The sequence below is a fragment of the Alysiella filiformis genome (assembly GCF_014054525.1).
Taxonomy (GTDB): domain Bacteria; phylum Pseudomonadota; class Gammaproteobacteria; order Burkholderiales; family Neisseriaceae; genus Simonsiella; species Simonsiella filiformis.
In genome coordinates this window covers 1,280,512-1,297,087 of the sequence record NZ_CP059564.1, presented here as the reverse complement: position 1 = coordinate 1,297,087, position 16,576 = coordinate 1,280,512, and the positions used below count along the sequence as shown (strand labels likewise).

12 protein-coding genes and 1 pseudogene are annotated in these 16,576 nt (G+C 45.8%); 10 read left to right on the top strand and 3 right to left on the bottom strand.

Going from position 1 to position 16,576, the window contains the following annotated elements:
- Positions 1–27 precede the first annotated feature (27 nt).
- Together H3L97_RS06420 and H3L97_RS06415 are read right to left on the bottom strand one after the other, a co-directional pair.
- A complete protein-coding gene (locus H3L97_RS06420; RefSeq protein WP_097113580.1) occupies positions 28–3,792 on the bottom strand; it encodes a DUF4132 domain-containing protein in 3,765 nt (1,254 codons plus the stop codon).
- 70 nt (positions 3,793–3,862) lie between these two features.
- Positions 3,863–4,729: a lysophospholipid acyltransferase family protein gene (locus tag H3L97_RS06415; RefSeq protein ID WP_097113581.1), complete on the bottom strand. Its 867-nt coding sequence runs from the start codon at positions 4,727–4,729 to the stop codon at positions 3,863–3,865.
- A gap of 195 nt (positions 4,730–4,924) precedes the next feature.
- On the opposite strand from H3L97_RS06415, the gene metK reads away from it, so the two are divergent.
- Positions 4,925–6,094, top strand: coding sequence for a methionine adenosyltransferase (metK, locus tag H3L97_RS06410; protein WP_097113582.1), 1,170 nt, complete (start codon positions 4,925–4,927; stop codon positions 6,092–6,094).
- A gap of 185 nt (positions 6,095–6,279) precedes the next feature.
- Here the strand turns inward: metK and guaA are convergent, their stop codons facing one another.
- Positions 6,280–7,848, bottom strand: coding sequence for a glutamine-hydrolyzing GMP synthase (gene guaA, locus H3L97_RS06405; protein WP_097113670.1), 1,569 nt, complete (start codon positions 7,846–7,848; stop codon positions 6,280–6,282).
- Between the two features lie 367 nt (positions 7,849–8,215).
- On the opposite strand from guaA, the gene accB reads away from it, so the two are divergent.
- The 9 genes and pseudogenes from accB (at position 8,216) to H3L97_RS06360 (ending at position 16,515) form a co-directional block, all read left to right on the top strand.
- Positions 8,216–8,680 carry an acetyl-CoA carboxylase biotin carboxyl carrier protein gene (accB, locus tag H3L97_RS06400; protein ID WP_097113583.1) on the top strand — a complete coding sequence of 155 codons (465 nt, stop codon included), beginning with the start codon at positions 8,216–8,218 and terminating at the stop codon, positions 8,678–8,680.
- 193 nt (positions 8,681–8,873) lie between these two features.
- Positions 8,874–9,008 (top strand): annotated as a pseudogene (locus H3L97_RS06395) (biotin carboxylase N-terminal domain-containing protein); the annotation flags it as partial.
- Between the two features lie 87 nt (positions 9,009–9,095).
- Positions 9,096–9,590, top strand: a complete 495-nt coding sequence (locus H3L97_RS06390; RefSeq protein WP_097113585.1) for a hypothetical protein — start codon at positions 9,096–9,098, stop codon at positions 9,588–9,590.
- Between the two features lie 25 nt (positions 9,591–9,615).
- A complete protein-coding gene (gene accC / locus H3L97_RS06385; RefSeq protein WP_097113586.1) occupies positions 9,616–10,977 on the top strand; it encodes an acetyl-CoA carboxylase biotin carboxylase subunit in 1,362 nt (453 codons plus the stop codon).
- 354 nt (positions 10,978–11,331) lie between these two features.
- Positions 11,332–12,297: an IS110 family RNA-guided transposase gene (locus H3L97_RS06380; RefSeq protein ID WP_425321614.1), complete on the top strand. Its 966-nt coding sequence runs from the start codon at positions 11,332–11,334 to the stop codon at positions 12,295–12,297.
- A 162-nt stretch (positions 12,298–12,459) separates the two neighbouring features.
- Positions 12,460–12,990, top strand: coding sequence for a hypothetical protein (locus H3L97_RS06375; RefSeq protein WP_097113588.1), 531 nt, complete (start codon positions 12,460–12,462; stop codon positions 12,988–12,990).
- A 78-nt stretch (positions 12,991–13,068) separates the two neighbouring features.
- Positions 13,069–13,695, top strand: coding sequence for a hypothetical protein (locus tag H3L97_RS06370; RefSeq protein ID WP_097113589.1), 627 nt, complete (start codon positions 13,069–13,071; stop codon positions 13,693–13,695).
- A 13-nt stretch (positions 13,696–13,708) separates the two neighbouring features.
- On the top strand, positions 13,709–14,128 hold the full coding sequence (locus tag H3L97_RS06365) for a GyrI-like domain-containing protein (protein WP_097113590.1): 420 nt from the start codon (positions 13,709–13,711) through the stop codon (positions 14,126–14,128).
- A gap of 71 nt (positions 14,129–14,199) precedes the next feature.
- Entirely contained in the window at positions 14,200–16,515 is a 2,316-nt protein-coding gene (locus H3L97_RS06360) for a bifunctional acetate--CoA ligase family protein/GNAT family N-acetyltransferase (protein ID WP_097113591.1), read from the top strand.
- Positions 16,516–16,576 lie beyond the last annotated feature (61 nt).

The following is a 16,576-nucleotide window of genomic DNA, read 5'->3' as shown; positions in this document are numbered from 1 at the left end:
GAAATAAACAGGCAGCCTGAAAAGGATTTATCTTTTGTATTTCGCATCAAAATGGCTTGCCGCGCTCGCCACAGTTACATAATTGGCATAGGTTTCCGCCAACAAAACGCGCGGCACTTCCGACAAAGCCACCGTTTCACTTGACCCATTTTGTTTAAAAAACAAATCGTGCAACACGGCTGGAATATTGTTTTCGGGCACAGAGCTGCCTGAAAATGAAATGTACGCCGTCCAATGTTCGCCAAATGCTTTCAAATAGGTGTCAAAACCGCCGCCGTCGCCAATTTCGCCGCGTTGATAACCCAGTTGTGCCGCCACGCCACGCAAGGTAAACGTGTCAGTTGTAAAGCCCATTTTGTCGCCAATCAACGTGTCATCATGGGCGAATTTGGGCAAAGCATGCGTCATTTGTGGGAACAAAAATGCCAATTTGTAATCCTGAAAATGCGTTTTCCATTCATTGACTTGCGTTTCATCTAACAAAACACGATGGGCAATTTGAATGCGTGAATGTTCGTGCAATTCAATTTCATCATTGTCTGCGTTCAACAACATGCCGTCTTCTTCGGGGCGGAATGATTGAAGAATTTCATTATTTTCATCTACTTCCAACCAAACCAAACGGCTGACCAAACGGCGCATAATCGGGTGTGCCAACAAATAAGTTTGCCAATCCGCGCTCGTCCAAGTGCGTTGCAAACACATCGCTTCGTGCAAACGGACTGTCTGTAATTCAAGCGTTTGTTTCCATTCTTTTTTGGCATTGCTCAATGCCGATTTGGCTTCTTTGACCAAATCCGCGTCATCGCTTTGACGTGGCGCAGGTAACGCTTTAATCACATTTTCATTTTCATCTTGCAAAACCCATTTGTCTTTCGCATCCACATAAGCGCAAAATTGGCGCGAACCGTAATCCAAATGCAAGAAACCCTGTTCGTCCAAACCCGCGCTGGGCATGCTGCGGTCGGCTAATTCGTCTGCTGTCCAGCCGTTGCGTTCGGCGATGGCTTCAATCATCGCTTTGGCTTCTGCCTGAATGCCTGCCACGCGATAACGTCTGGCAATGCTCAATAAAAATTGAATAATGGCATGATGATTGCTTTCCGAAAACGCCAACAACATCGCCTGAATTTGCGCGCGGCGTGCATAATGTTTCTTGGTAAAATCGCGCAACATTTTCGCCGCCGCCGCACCCGAACAGGCATTTGCCAATGCCAACATGCCCTTGCTTTTGATGTTGGAGCCGACAAAAGCGTTTTTGCGTTCATTGAATAATTCTTGCTCTACTTCGGCTTCGGTCAATTCTTCTTTTTCAACGCCATAATATCCTCGTTGATATTCATACAAGCGTCTATCCACATTGGCTTTGGCATAAACTTGCGCCTCATAAGCATCAAATTTCAAAGTATCGTGGGCAATGAATTGCGTCAAAGCGTATTCACCAATTTTCTCGCGGCTATGATTGTCCAATAAATTCAAATAAATATTCAATAATGGATTCGGTTTCGGGTCTTTCAATTTTTCAGCCAGCACAAACCACCATTGAACAATGCACGGCTCAACCGTTTCACCATTTTGCCATTTTGCGGCTGGCACATTCGCCAAATTAAACCATTCAAAACTGGGCGACAATTTGCCTTTCAAACCTTTTTCCGCGTCTTTTTGCAAGGCTTGCGGGGTCAAATAGGCGGAAATGTCTTCGCCCAATTTTTCCAAAGCGGTCAAAATTTGCGCGATAACCAATTCTTTTTTCTCTTTTTTCAACAATTCATACAAAGGCTGAACCGCTTCACGATTGCCCAAACGCCCCAACCAATCCGCCGCCAACACACGTTTTTCTTGCTGACTGTTTTGCAATTCGGCAATCGCCATCAAATGCACATTGGGGATTTTTGCCAACAAATCTTGAGCTTGCAAACGCTGAACCTTGCGCGAACCCAAAGCCAAAGGCAAAACCACAGTATGCAATTCATTGGGCAAACTGGGGAAATAATCGTGCAACAAAGTCAGCGCGGCATCGGCGCTGAATTCGGCTTTGGCTGCTTCGTTTTGCGGCGGAATCAAACCAAAGGCTTCGCGCAAAAAATCCATGTTTTCCAAAAAGAATGGGTAAACTTGTTCAGGCTGCCTGAAAAATTTTTTGAAATCATTAGAATACGATTTTTCTTTTAAATAAATTTCCGCCAAATCTCGTTTTGTTACTTTGTATTCAAGGCGTTGCATGGCTTCAAATAATTGGCGCAAATCAATGTGTTGCACATTTTCGACAGTCAAAAAATTCATAAAATAGAAAATGCCATATTGCGCGCCTTGATGCACAGCCAAAGCGTGCAAGAGATTAAATTCAGGGCGTTTTTGCAAAATTTTTTTGTGTTTCAGCCAATCGGGTAAAAGGCGCGTGATGTCATCATTTTCACATTTTTGTTTTAAATTCAAATGGTTGATGATTGCTTGCGCGGCAATTTCAGGCTGCTGAATTTCTGCCCATTTTTCGTATTCGCGCCGTTTCTCACGATAAGAATAAGTGCTGTCGCCCAAACGTTCTGCTTCCAGTTCGGCAGCACGGTGTTTTTGCGCAAAAATTTCCTGAAAACTCGCCACCAAAACATCGGCAAAATCATCAGAAATTGCTTGCACTTCAATCGCTTGAAATGGCGGAATGGGCAAATCAGCCAACGCATTTTCGCTGGACACAGCCATATTCAACCTTTGCAATGCGCTTTGCAAAAGTTGTTGAATGGACTTGGATTTTTCTTGCGACAAGGCTTGTTCCAAAAGGGGAATGTTGTCCGTACACACTTTTTCCAATACTTCAATGGCGATTTTGCGCTGGTTACTGTTGCCGTGAAACAGGTGTTCGCGCAAGCCGTTTTGTACGGTTTCATTGTCCAAATGGCTTAACAATGGCACGACTTGTTGGCGGATTTCTTTGTCTTTGCTCACAGCCAAATCCGTGAAAAAGAAAGGGTATTTTTGGATAAAGGCGATTTCTTGGCTATTGGGAAAATGGTTTAAAAAAACTTGCCGCGCATTAACCGATAATTCGCCCAATTTTTTTCTGACCAAATTCAGATTTTGTTCAAAAAATGCTTGGGTGTCGGGAAATTCAAATAAAACGCGCAAGTTTTCAGAGCCATGCGTATTCCAGCCCGTAGATTGCCACGACTTCAAATTTTGACGTTCAAACCATGTTTCCAATAAAACTTCTTTTGGATTTTCAATGCCTTGATGTTTTAATAAGGCGAGCAGATTTTCATGTGTCCAATCGGGCAATTCGGCTTGCGAAAATGGGGTATGACCGTAAACGTCTTTTCGGCGCGTATAAATTAAAGCGTCAATCAATAAATATAAGTAAGGCACAGGCGCATTGGGGGCGAAATGCCTTGTCATATCGTTTTCTAATGGATTGATTGCGAATAAAAATTCGCTGTAACGCGTGATTTGTGCCAAAGAAAAATGGGTAAATAAGTGCGGATACAGTTGTTTGAAACGCAATGTGTGCAAATCTGCGCGTTTTTTCTCTTCTTCATTTTCTTGATTATCAAAACGGGGTAAGCTGGTCAGACTTGGCACACCCAAAAAACGGTAAATGGGGTAATGATTTTTTCGGCTTTGGGGTAGTTCTTGCAAAATTTCGGAATTTTCGCCTGAAAAAATATACTGCAAAATGCGTTGCGGCAAATCGCCGTCCACTTCCGCCAAAGGCGACAGCCAAGTGGCTAGGGCTTCGTAAGCACTGAAATCTTGATTTTGGTGAAAATGTTTTTGGAAAGCAGAAAGATTGAGCGGCATGATTTTTTCCTTTAATCATTGAAAAATAGGGTTTCAGGCAGCCTGAATTGCCGTTCAGGCTGCCTGAAAATCATTCTGGGCGGTTGGGTGCGCCCCATGGGTGTTTGTAGCGGTTGTAGGCAAACAAGTATTGCTGCGGAAAACGTTTGACCCAATGTGCCACGTTGTCGTTCATCAAACGCGCATCGTGGCTTTTTTCCCCATTCAGGCTGCCTGAAAGCGGCTCAATGTGCAAGGCAAACCCTTTTCCCTGCGGCAAACGTTCGCCCACAAAAAACAGCGTTTGCACATTGTTCATGTTTGCCAATTTGCCTGCCAGCGTCATGGTGTAAGCCGATTGACCGAAAAAATCCACCCACACCCCCTCGCCGCCATCTTGGGGATTGGGAACGTGGTCGGGCAACACGATGGTGGCTTCGCCCGCGCGTAGGGCTTTCATGATTTGTTTCACGCCTTGCAAACTGGTGGGGGCGGTTTTGCCCTTGCCGCGCACGCGACCTGCTTGCATGATTTTATCCAAAGCCTTGATTTTAGGCGGTTTGTACATTGCCGTAAGCGGAAACGGCAAATGTTCGCTGATGTAGCGTCCAGCCAAATCGTAGCTGCCGATGTGTGGGGTAATCAGCAGCAAGCCTTGTTGATTTTTTAACGCATGTTCAATGTGTTGCCAACCATGAACCTGCTTAAACAGCGACACAATGTGTTCAGGCTGCCTGAAAAAAGCAAGGGGCAATTCCAAGCCGCTTTTTACCGTTTCTTGGCACACGCGCAGCACCATTTTGTTGTTGCTGGGCAACTGGGCAATGCGAAGATGTTGGCGAATGCGTTTGCGTTCGGCGGTGGCAAAGGCATACATCACGCAACCCAACACATTGCCCAAAATGTGCAAAATCGGCAGGGGAATATGGGCAAGTATTTGAAATATCAGTTTTAACATAAAATAGAGAGGTGATACAAAAATCCCATTTTAACGCAAAAAACATTTGTTTGTATTTATCATAAAAATCATGCAAACCAATCAAGTGAAATGTTAAAATGGCACGGTTTGTTTTTCAGGCAGCCTTGCGTATCCCACAAAAGATGAATAAGCTGCCTGAAACCCACTTTTCCCTTCAAAGAAAGAATTGATTTTATGAGCGAATATTTATTCACATCAGAGTCCGTATCCGAAGGACACCCCGACAAAGTTGCCGACCAAATTTCCGATGCCATTTTGGACGCGATTTTTGCCCAAGACCCCAAAGCGCGTGTTGCTGCCGAAACCTTGGTTGCCACCGATTTGTGCGTGTTGGCAGGCGAAATCACCACCACCGCCCAAGTGGATTACGAAAAAATCGCGCGCGAAACCGTGCGTCAAATCGGCTACAACGACCCCAGCTTGGGCTTTGCCGCCGACACCTTCAAATTGGTGCTGAACTACGGACAACAATCACCCGACATCGCCCAAGGCGTGAACGAAGGCGAAGGCTTGGATTTGAACCAAGGTGCAGGCGACCAAGGCTTGATGTTTGGCTACGCTTGCGATGAAACGCCCACACTCATGCCCTTTGCCATTTATTACAGCCACCGCCTGATGCAACGCCAAAGCGAAGTCCGCAAAAGCGGCTTGTTGCCATGGTTGCGCCCCGATGCCAAAGCCCAACTGACCGTCGCCTACGACAGCGAAACAGGTCGCGTCAAACGCATTGACACGGTTGTATTGTCCACCCAACACGATGAAAGCATTGCCTACGATGATTTGGTGGCGGCGGTTAAAGAACACATCATCTTCCCCGTGTTGCCAGCCGATTTAATCACACCCGAAACCAAATATTTCATCAACCCAACAGGCACATTTGTCATCGGTGGTCCTCATGGCGATTGTGGCTTAACGGGTCGCAAAATCATTGTGGATACCTACGGCGGCGCAGCCCCACACGGTGGCGGCGCATTTTCAGGCAAAGACCCCAGCAAAGTAGACCGTTCTGCCGCCTACGCAGGTCGCTATGTGGCGAAAAACATTGTTGCAGCAGGTTTGGCGAGCCAATGCCAAATCCAAATTTCCTACGCGATTGGCATTGCCGAACCCACTTCCATCGCGATTGACACCTTTGGCACAGGCAAATTGAACGAACAAGAATTGATTGCTTTGGTGCGCGAACACTTTGATTTGCGCCCCAAAGGCATCATTCAAATGTTGGATTTGTTGCGCCCCATTTATCGCAAATCTGCCGCCTACGGACATTTCGGTCGCGAAGAACCCGAGTTCACTTGGGAAAAAACCGACAAAGCGGAAATTTTGCGCAAAGCCGCGAATTTGTGATTTTGCTGTGATTTGATGTTTTCAGGCAGCCTGAATGGATTTTCAGGCTGCCTTTCAGTACACGACATTTTTTGATATTGCCACAAACCTGCCCCCTCCCCCGCCAGCAGGGGAGGGGACAGGTTGCAGACAGTCTGAAAGATTTTTGTCGTGTACTGAAAGGCTGCCTGAAATATTGTTATGGCTTATTCCCACTCAATCGTGGCAGGCGGTTTACCGCTCACATCGTACACCACGCGGTTAATCCCTTTGATTTCATTGATAATGCGATTGGAAACCTTGCCCAGCAAACTGTATGGCAATTCCGCCCAATGTGCCGTCATAAAATCGCTGGTTACCACCGCACGGAGCGCGACCACATAATCATAAGTGCGCCCATCACCCATCACGCCCACCGATTTCACAGGCAAAAACACCGCAAAGGCTTGGCTGGTCAAATCGTACCACGATTCGCCTTTCTCATTGAAAGTATTGCGTAATTCTTGAATGAAAATGTCATCGGCACGGCGCAACAAATCGGCATATTCGCGTTTCACTTCGCCCAAAATGCGTACGCCCAAACCTGGACCAGGGAAGGGGTGGCGGTACACCATTTCGCGTGGCAAACCCAATGCCACACCCAATTCGCGCACTTCGTCTTTGAACAAATCGCGTAAGGGTTCAAGCAGTTGCAATTTCATGTTTTCAGGCAGCCCGCCTACGTTGTGGTGCGATTTAATCGCGTGGGCTTTGCTGTTTTTCGCGCCAGCCGATTCAATCACATCGGGATAAATCGTGCCTTGTGCCAACCATTTGGCATTGGTCAATTTTTTCTCTTCTGCGTCAAAGACTTCAATAAATTCTGCACCGATGATTTTGCGTTTGCGTTCGGGGTCGGTAACACCAGCCAGTTTGCTCATAAACTGTTCGCTTGCGTCCACATGAATCACTTTCACGCCCAAGTTTTTGGCGAACATGGTCATCACGTTTTCCGCTTCATTTAACCTTAATAATCCGTGGTCTACGAATACGCAAGTGAGCTGGTCGCCAATCGCGCGATGAATCAAGGCTGCCGCTACGCTGGAATCCACACCGCCCGACAAGCCCAAAATCACTTCGTCCGAACCGACTTGGGCGCGGATTTTGGCAACGGCTTCGTCTATGTAATTGGGCATCGTCCAGCTTGGGTTTGCGCCACAAATTTCCAAAACAAATCGGTTAATCAAGGCTTTACCCTGCTTGGTGTGGGTAACTTCGGGGTGGAATTGAATGCCGTAAAATTGTTTGGCTTCGTTTGCCATCATCGCAATGGGGCAAGAATCGGTTTTGCCGATGATTTGGAAGTTTTCAGGCAGCTTCACGACTTTATCGCCATGGCTCATCCACACGTCCAAAGTGTTGGCTTGTTCATCAAAAATGTTTTTGGTTAATTTTGAATCAATGGTTTGCACTTGGGCGTAACCAAATTCGCGCTGGTTGCCTGCCGCCACTTCGCCGCCCAAATGGTGCGCCATAAATTGCATACCATAACAAATCCCCAACACAGGCACGCCCAAGTCAAACAAGCCAATATCGGCATGGTAATTTGCGTCATCGTAAACCGATTGCGGGCTGCCTGAAAGAATAATCCCTTTTGGATTGAATGCCTTAATTTCGCTTAAAGGCATATCGTAGGGGTGCAATTCGCAGTAAACGTGGGCTTCGCGGACGCGGCGGGCAATGAGTTGGGTAACTTGCGAGCCGAAGTCCAGAATCAGGATTTTGTCTTGTTGCATGATTGTTCGCCGAAAAGTGTGAAAAGAATGAAATTGGGGGCGGATTTTATCACAAATGCCCCCTTTTTCAGGCAGCCTGAAACGGCTTTTTTTGCCCAGCGCGCCCAAACGCAAAATGCCCAGCTAGAATAAAAATACAAGAACAATCAATCTATAAGCGATTTTGGGCAAAATTGTAAATGCGATTTTACGTACCATTTGAATGAATTTGGCAGATTTTGCTGGACTTTTACGCGCAAATTCGCCAAAATCACTTTTATTGAAATGGCTATTCAATCCCAATTTTTCGGTTTCAGACTGCCTGAAACCATTTATTTTTGACACATTTCACATTTTAAACGATTTAAATTAACAGGACATTGATAAAATGGATTTACGCAAACTGAAAAAACTGATTGATTTGGTTGAAGAATCAGGCATTGCCGAAATTGAAGTAACCGAAGGCGAAGAGAAAGTCCGCATCACACGTTCGGTAGCCGCGCCTGCGGTGCAAACCGTGTATGCGCCTGCGCCCGTTCAGACTGCCGCGCCTGCACCACAAGCTGCTGCCCCCGTTCAAGCGGCGGCTGCACCAGCCGCCCCTGCTGCGCGTGATTTATCGTCTGCACAAAAATCGCCCATGGTTGGCACATTCTACCGCGCCCCCAGCCCCACCGCCGCCGCTTTTGTGGAAGTGGGTCAGACCGTAAAAGAAGGGCAGACTTTGTGCATTATTGAAGCCATGAAGTTGATGAACGAGATTGAAGCAGAAAAATCGGGTGTCATCAAAGAAATTTTGGTGGAAAACGGTACACCTGTGGAATTTGGCGAACCTTTGTTTATCATTGAATAATAAGGTTTTCAGGCTGCCTGAAAAAAGTAGGGTGCGCCGTGCGCACCGATTTAACCACAAATATGTGAAAATTTTGGTGCGCATGGCGCACCCTACATTTTGATGGAAGGCAGCCTGAAAAATATACAATTCTTTTAATTAAATAATAGTGGTTTTAATCCCACTTCACGCATTTCCACAAAAGGAAATCAATATGTTAAAAAAAGTGTTAATTGCCAATCGTGGCGAAATTGCATTGCGTGTGTTACGCGCTTGCCGTGAAATGGGCATTGCCACTGTGGCGGTGCATTCCGAAGCCGACCGCGACAGCCTGCACGTTAAATTAGCGAGAGCTATGTTATGAGTGGTGAACATAAGTTATATATTTAAGTGCAGCAAAGTCAGCTCACTTTTGGGAATTATGGGAATTCATAGAATGAAAAAACTGCTGTATTTGTTATCTATTGTCGCATTATGCAGTTCATTTCAGGTAATGGCACAAAATACCAAATTAACGGAGCAGGAACGCTTTAATTTAGAAATGGCAAAACGTCATAGCCAAATGGTTCAGAAAGTTAAACTTAAATTAAAAAAATACGATAAAGATACTTTTGAAGATTTTGCTTTTTTAGGATTATCATATTGTATGGATAATTTAGTTCCTTATCCTGAAACGATGAGCCATGTTTATGTTAATTCTTTTAATTTTGGAAAAGCATTATTTCCAAGATTGATAGGACATGATGAGTTAAAGCAGGAACTTAACAAATTTCACAAAAAAAAATTTAAATATAAAAATTTTAATGGCTATTTTGATGTTGTGTACAAATGTCAATCTATTTACAACATAAAGAATCAAAATCTCCGTAAAACTTATCTTCAAATCATCAACAATCCAGAATATCAAGAAAACTGGAATTTTGATTATTAAGGTTTTCCAAAAAAGGAAATTAAAGATGCTAAAAAAAGTGTTAATTGCCAATCGTGGCGAAATTGCTTTGCGCGTACTCCGCGCTTGCCGTGAAATGGGCATTGCTACTGTGGCGGTGCATTCCGAAGCCGACCGCGACAGCCTGCACGTTAAATTAGCCGATGAATCGGTGTGCATTGGACCCGCGCCCAGCCCACAAAGTTATTTGCACATTCCGTCCATCATCGCGGCTGCCGAAGTGACGGGCGCGGATGGCATTCACCCTGGTTATGGCTTTTTGGCGGAAAATGCCAATTTTGCCGAACAGGTTGAAAATTCAGGCTTTATTTTCATCGGCCCCAAAGCAGATACGATTCGTTTGATGGGCGACAAGGTGTCTGCCAAACATGCGATGATTGCGGCTGGTGTGCCTTGCGTGCCTGGTTCGGACGGTGCGCTGCCTGATAATCCCGATGAAATCTTGAAAATTGCCGATAAAGTCGGTTTTCCTGTGATTATCAAAGCGTCGGGTGGCGGTGGCGGTCGCGGTATGCGCGTGGTTGAGAAAAAAGAAGATTTGCTTAAATCGGTGGAAATGACCAAAGCGGAAGCACAAGCTGCCTTTGGCAACCCCATGGTTTACATGGAACGCTTTTTGCAAAAACCGCGCCACATTGAAATTCAGGTGCTGGCAGACGAACACGGCAACGCGATTTATTTGGGCGAACGCGACTGCTCCATGCAACGCCGCCACCAAAAAATCATTGAGGAAGCCCCTGCTCCATTCATCACGCCCGAAGAACGCGAAAAAATCGGCACGGCTTGTACGGAAGCGTGTAAACGCATTGGCTATCGCGGTGCGGGTACGTTTGAATTTTTGTATGAAGATGGCGAGTTTTTCTTTATTGAAATGAACACGCGCGTGCAGGTGGAACACCCCGTTACTGAACTGATTACGGGCGTGGACATTGTGCAAGAACAATTGCGCGTGGCGGCTGGTTTGCCTTTGCAATACACGCAAGACGATATTGTGTTGGAAGGTCATGCTTTTGAATGCCGCATCAATGCGGAAGACCCCTACAATTTCATTCCCAGCCCTGGTACGATTGAATCGTGTCATTTGCCCGGTGGATTGGGTGTGCGTGTGGACAGCCACATTTATCAAGGCTACAAAATTCCACCGAATTACGACAGCTTAATCGGCAAAATTTGCGTACACGGCAAAACACGCCGTCAAGCGATTGCGAAAATGCTGGTGGCGATGAATGAGTTGGCGATTACGGGCATTAAAACCAATGCGCCTTTGCACCGCGATTTGTTTTGCGACAAGGGCTTTGTGGAAGGCGGTGTGAGCATTCATTATTTGGAACATTGGCTTGCTGAACGCAAAGAGAAATTGGCGAAATGATGTTGTAGTAATGTTCAGGCAGCCTGAAAATGGAAAATTCCGTTTTCAGGCTGAAACTTTTGCAAAACTCGGTTCGCAAGGGCAGATTTCATATTTTCCCTGTTTAGACTTGCAGAAATTTTTATTTTTGGGACGCTATGTAGGGTGCAACTTGTTGCACCAAATCCATGTTTTATCAGGAAAATGGTGCAACAAGTTGCACCCTTGTATATTAAAACCAATGTACCATAGCAACCAATCAGCTTATCTGTATCTCGTTTGCACCCAAGAGCCAAGTATGCACTCGCAGCGTAGCTTTGAGAGCAGATAAGCACCCATCAACACAACCGAACAGTTGCCAGAAAACACAACCGAATGCAAGGCAGGTTTATGATGAGTACCCCAATCACAAATTGCGGTGGCATTGATGTTGCCAAACGAAACTTCGTTATCGGCATTTCGTCTTTACACAAAACCAAAACCAAAACCGAAACCAACAACCCCAAAGGCTTTAACCATGCCATTGAATACCTTAAAAAACATCAGGTTCAACTGGTGGTTTTGGAAAGTACAGGTGGTTTGGAAATCCCACTTGCCAAAGCACTTCATGGTGCTGGCATTGATGTGATAATTGCTAATCCGCGTCAAACCCACCAGTTTGCCCAATCACAATCTTTGACCAAAACCGATGCCAAAGACGCCAAAATGCTTGCCTTTTACGCACAAATGATGGCGCAACGTGCAGATTTGCCTACTTTGCTGTATCAACCGCCCAGCGAAGCCGAAGAAGTGCTTGAAGCATTGCTCAATCGGCGCAATCAGTTGGTGGATATGCGAACGGCTGAAAAAAACCGTTTGGAACAAGTGCATATCAGTCAGGTCAAAAGTGTTGAACAAATGATAGCTCATTTGACCCAACTGATTGACGATTTGGAAAAGCAAATCGATGACCATAACCAAACTCATTTTGGCGACAAAGCCCAATTGATTCAGAAAATCAAAGGTGTAGGTACGCTAACCAGTGCCACTTTGCTGTCTATGCTGCCTGAATTGGGCAAGGTGTCGCACAAGAAAATTGCCAGTTTGGTTGGTGTAGCGCCACACCCTAAACAGAGCGGTACGATAAAATTCAAAAGCCGTTGCTTTGGTGGACGAGCGGTGGTTCGCAAAACGCTGTATATGGCTACTGTGGTCGCAGTACGTTTTGAACCGCGCATTAAGGCGTTTTATCAACATTTACTGGGTAAGGGGAAGCCTTACAAAGTGGCAATCAATGCGTGTATGCACAAATTGCTGACGATTTTAAACGCGATGATGCGCGACAATATCGCTTTGGCTTAACGTTTTTTGTATTTTTACCTGACGAGGTTAAAAATACAGTTGCTACACTTGTCCTATTTTTACATAAATTGAAAAGAGGCGGATATGAAATCCGCCTCTACATCAGTTTAAAAGTAGGTTTTGTAAAGATTTCAGGCTGCCTGAAAAATTTAGGAAAAAGATATGTCGCGCGTTTCACGCCCTGTTCTCATGTTTGCGTTTGTGAGCTTATTGATTGTTTTGTCGGGTTTCTTATTTTTGTCTGATGAAAGAAAATCGGTTGAGCCAAATATCATCAAAGCCCCAACAGCCCAAGCCACTTTAACTTGGCGCAAAATGCATAAAAGTGGATATGGCTCTTATCTCATTATTTCCAATAAAAATATTGGAATGTATGAAGTGTATTGCTACCGTGAATTGTGCGGCAATTATCCTGAACACAGCGAAATGTCTTTTGAGATTAAAAACTTGGGATTGGTAAGTTGGGATTATCCAAGTGGTGCATACCATTTTTTAACCCACGCTGAACTGTATGATGAAAATCGCTTGATTGCATCTTATCAAATGAAAGATGAAGAAATATTAAAAAGAATCAATCAGATAAAAGAAGAAAATCACAAAGCATATTCTTCATCTTTGAGAACCATACTGCTTGGTTTGTTTGTTCTGATTTTGGTTTTATGGCAAAAATTTTTTGCTGATGGCGATGATTGAATGTTCAGGCTGCCAAAATTTCAGGGAACAGGTGCGGTATCATTTATAATGGCGATTATTCTTGGAGCAATAAAAGCAATGTTGGATTTTCCATTTTTAATCATTTGTTTATTTGTGTTCATTTTTTTCGTGCAAACTTTGCGCCAACATCAATTTAATTGGCTGTGGTTTGCGGTGGCGATTTGGTTGGTGCTGGGTTTGTTTTCAGGCAGCGTGTTGCCGCGTGTTTTGGGGATAACGCAGCCGTTTAATTTGTATTTGGCGCATTTTTATGTGTTTATGGGCAGCATTTTTTTCTTTCTCAACAGCACGTTCAGGCTGCCTGAACGCAAGGCAACGTGGCACACACCCCAAGTGGGGGCGTATTTGAATTTGTTGGCAATTACGGGTTTGTGTATGCACTTGGCGTTTGGCATGCTGGTTGCGCTAACGTGGTGGACTTATCCACAAGGCTACGCGGCAATGTTGCCTGCCAAATTGTTTGCCATGTATGCGCTTGACCCAATTTTTTGGTATGGCACGCAATTTTTGTTGATGTTGCTGTTTGTTTTGCACCGCAAAATGCTGGGCGAATCGGCACGGATATTCAGTTTGCCGCAAATTCAGGTGGGTGTGTTGCTGTGTTTGCTGTGGCAATTTTTGTATGTCATCAACGCTTATGTGTGGTTGCCGCGTTTATTGCGCTGGCTGCTGCTGAATTTTTGATTGGAAAATCATCATGAATACCACAACTTTACCGATTTTTCGTGTGGCAGGTGTAAGCGAAACCGTGCCACGTTCCGATTGCCAAAATTTTGCGGCAACATTGAAACAGCGTTTTCAGGCAGCCGATTTGCATTTGGTGGCATTCAGCACCACCATTTATGTGATTTATCAATATCTTGATGATGAAAACGTGAAAATGCTGGCAGGCAAATTGGTGTCCACCGATTTTGCGCTGCCTGAACATGCCGATGATGTGTGGGTTGCGCCACAAAATTATGCGGTGTGCGAAAATTGGCAAGCCATCAATGCAAACCAGCTACCCGAACGCAGTTTTCGTGTGGATTTTGAAACTTATCCTGCTTTTGGTTCGCCCAAAATTTATATCGGTTTGTTGGGCGATGTGCAAATTGAAGAAGAAGATTTGTCGGAATAAGCCACTGTGTTCGTCAGATTGATGGCTTGATTTTGCAGGTTCTCAATCCCCACCATTGAAAAGGAAACCCTATGCCACATCAACTTGAATTGTTGTTTCGTCCGCAATCCATTGCGGTGATTGGCGCGTCTGACCGCTATGGCAGCACGGGGCGAGCGGTGTTCACGCATTTGTTGGCGCAGGCGGTTGCGCCTGTGATTGTGCCTGTGAATCCGAGCCACAAAATGGTGGGGGGGCGCAAATCATACGAAAGTTTGGGCGATGCGGTGGCAGAATGGCACACCGATATGGCAATCGTGATTTTGTCTGCCGATAAAATCGGTGGCATTGTGCGCGAAGCCGCCAAACACAAAGTCAAAAACATCATCTTCATCAATGACATTGAACAACCCAACAATGCCATTCGCAGCAAATTGGAACGTGCTGCCGAACAAGCGCGTAAATTAGGCGTGCATTTGCTTGCCATGCCCACCATGGGTTTGATGGGCTGGTTTCAGGCTGCACCGATGAAAGCCTGCGCCTATGTTGGGCAATCGGGGAGCATTGCCGATTGCATGCAAAGTTATTCGGCGGAACGGGGCATTGTATTCAGCCGTTTTATCACGCTCAATCCGCACACTTATCCTGTTAGTACGGGTCAAGTGATTGATTTTATTGCCAGCGAATCGGATACCACCGCCTTACTCATTCACATCAGCGTGTTGGACAATGCGCGTGAATTGTTGAGCGCACTCAAAACCGCCGCCCGTTTGAAACCCGTGGTGGTTTTGACTACCCTGCCTGACGCATATCAAGAAATGCTTTTTGAACAAGCACTTGAACGCCACCACATTTTAACTGTAAACACACTCACGCAATTTTTTACCGCCGCCAAATTGATACACACGGGCATTGCCAGCCGTGGCAAAAATCTGGCAATCATCAGCAACACACCGCAAATCAGCGCACTCACGCTCAAAAGTTTGCCGCATACCGATTTGGTTTTGACGCAAATTGCGGTGGCAACCAGCCGTGCGCTTGCCAAAATGTTGCCGCACAAACCCGAGGGTTTCAATCCGCTTTATTTGCCTGCCGACAGCGCACCCAGCGTGTTTCAGGCAGCCGTGTCGCAATTACTGCAAGATGAACACACCGATGCGGTGTTTTTGATGTATGCGGGATTGAATCATTCAGACAATCAAAGGGTTGCCAAAATGGTTGCCGAGCTGCAAAGCCAATCGCGCAAACCTTTGGTGCTGGTGTGGTTGGGCAGCGCAGACACGCCAGAAGTGCGCCACATTTTCAATCAACACCAAAATTTGCATTTCAGGCAGCCTGAACACGCTTTGCACGCCCTGTCGCAACTGAATCATTATCGCCAACATCAACAGCAGCGTCATCGCGTGGGGGCGTTTCACGATTATGCGTATGCGGCTGCGGCGGCTGGCGAGTTGCACAAACATTTGCGTACCGTGCTGCCCATGTCGGTGCTGCCAACCAGCAAGGCGAATGTGGCGCATTTTCTCGCCGCCCTGAATTTGGAAAACCAAACCGCCTCCAAAAAAAACCACGACAGCACCCTGATTGTGCAATGGGACACGCAAGCGCATTTTGGGCAGATTTTCACGCTGCTCACGCGCCACAAAACTTTGCCTTTGCTGCCGCCACTCACACCTGAAATTGTGGCAAAAGCGTTGAATTATTTGGGTTTGCCCGTTATCGTGTGGCAAGATTGGTTGCTCAATACGGCAGATATTTTGTCGCGGCTGCCTGAAATTCAAAGCACCCACATTGATGTGTTGCACGATGTGAAACGGGGCATTGTGTGCCGCGATGTGAAATTGAATTTGCAAGACCCCAACAGCGTTTCAGGCAGCCTGAATGCGTTTGCGCCCTATCCGCATGAATATGAACAACATATCGTGTTGAAAAATGGCGAAACCGTAACCCTGCGCCCCATTCGCCCCGAAGACGCAAGCCTGTTGCAACGCTTTGTTGCCGAACAAAGCGAAACCAGCCGCTATTATCGTTTTATGAGCAAAAACAGCAAATTGCCGCCCGCTTTGTTGGCACAATTAAGCCACCCCGATTACCAACGCGAATTTGCCCTGATTTTGCACGATGCCACCTTAAACCCATTGGCAATGGCAAATTATGTTGCCGATGACCATGGCGAAAGTTGCGAATTTGGCATCAGCATTGCCGACCATTTACAAGGACAAGGCGTAGGCACATTGCTGCTGGGCAAAATCACCGAACACGCCCAAAAACAAGGCTTTAAACGCATTCGTGCCGAAATTTTGCAAGAAAATGAAGCCATGCAAAAATTGGCGTTAAAATTGGGTTTTGTGCTGTCGCCACACCCACACGACCGCGAAATTATGAATGCCGAATTGATTTTTGCTTGATGATTTTGGCGTTTCAGGCAGCCTGAAACCGTAAGCCACCCTACTTTAACGTAAATTCGGG

Excerpts from the sequence above, each read along its gene's own strand:
- H3L97_RS06420 (WP_097113580.1), bottom strand. The coding sequence starts at position 3,792 with ATGCCGCTCAATCTTTCTGCTTTCCAAAAACATTTTCACCAAAATCAA.
- guaA (WP_097113670.1), bottom strand. The coding sequence starts at position 7,848 with ATGCAACAAGACAAAATCCTGATTCTGGACTTCGGCTCGCAAGTTACC.
- H3L97_RS06360 (WP_097113591.1), top strand. The coding sequence starts at position 14,200 with ATGCCACATCAACTTGAATTGTTGTTTCGTCCGCAATCCATTGCGGTG.
- H3L97_RS06375 (WP_097113588.1), top strand. The coding sequence starts at position 12,460 with ATGTCGCGCGTTTCACGCCCTGTTCTCATGTTTGCGTTTGTGAGCTTA.
- H3L97_RS06390 (WP_097113585.1), top strand. The coding sequence starts at position 9,096 with ATGAAAAAACTGCTGTATTTGTTATCTATTGTCGCATTATGCAGTTCA.
- H3L97_RS06415 (WP_097113581.1), bottom strand. The coding sequence starts at position 4,729 with ATGTTAAAACTGATATTTCAAATACTTGCCCATATTCCCCTGCCGATT.
- accC (WP_097113586.1), top strand. The coding sequence starts at position 9,616 with ATGCTAAAAAAAGTGTTAATTGCCAATCGTGGCGAAATTGCTTTGCGC.
- metK (WP_097113582.1), top strand. The coding sequence starts at position 4,925 with ATGAGCGAATATTTATTCACATCAGAGTCCGTATCCGAAGGACACCCC.
- H3L97_RS06370 (WP_097113589.1), top strand. The coding sequence starts at position 13,069 with ATGTTGGATTTTCCATTTTTAATCATTTGTTTATTTGTGTTCATTTTT.
- accB (WP_097113583.1), top strand. The coding sequence starts at position 8,216 with ATGGATTTACGCAAACTGAAAAAACTGATTGATTTGGTTGAAGAATCA.
- H3L97_RS06365 (WP_097113590.1), top strand. The coding sequence starts at position 13,709 with ATGAATACCACAACTTTACCGATTTTTCGTGTGGCAGGTGTAAGCGAA.
- H3L97_RS06380 (WP_425321614.1), top strand. The coding sequence starts at position 11,332 with ATGCAAGGCAGGTTTATGATGAGTACCCCAATCACAAATTGCGGTGGC.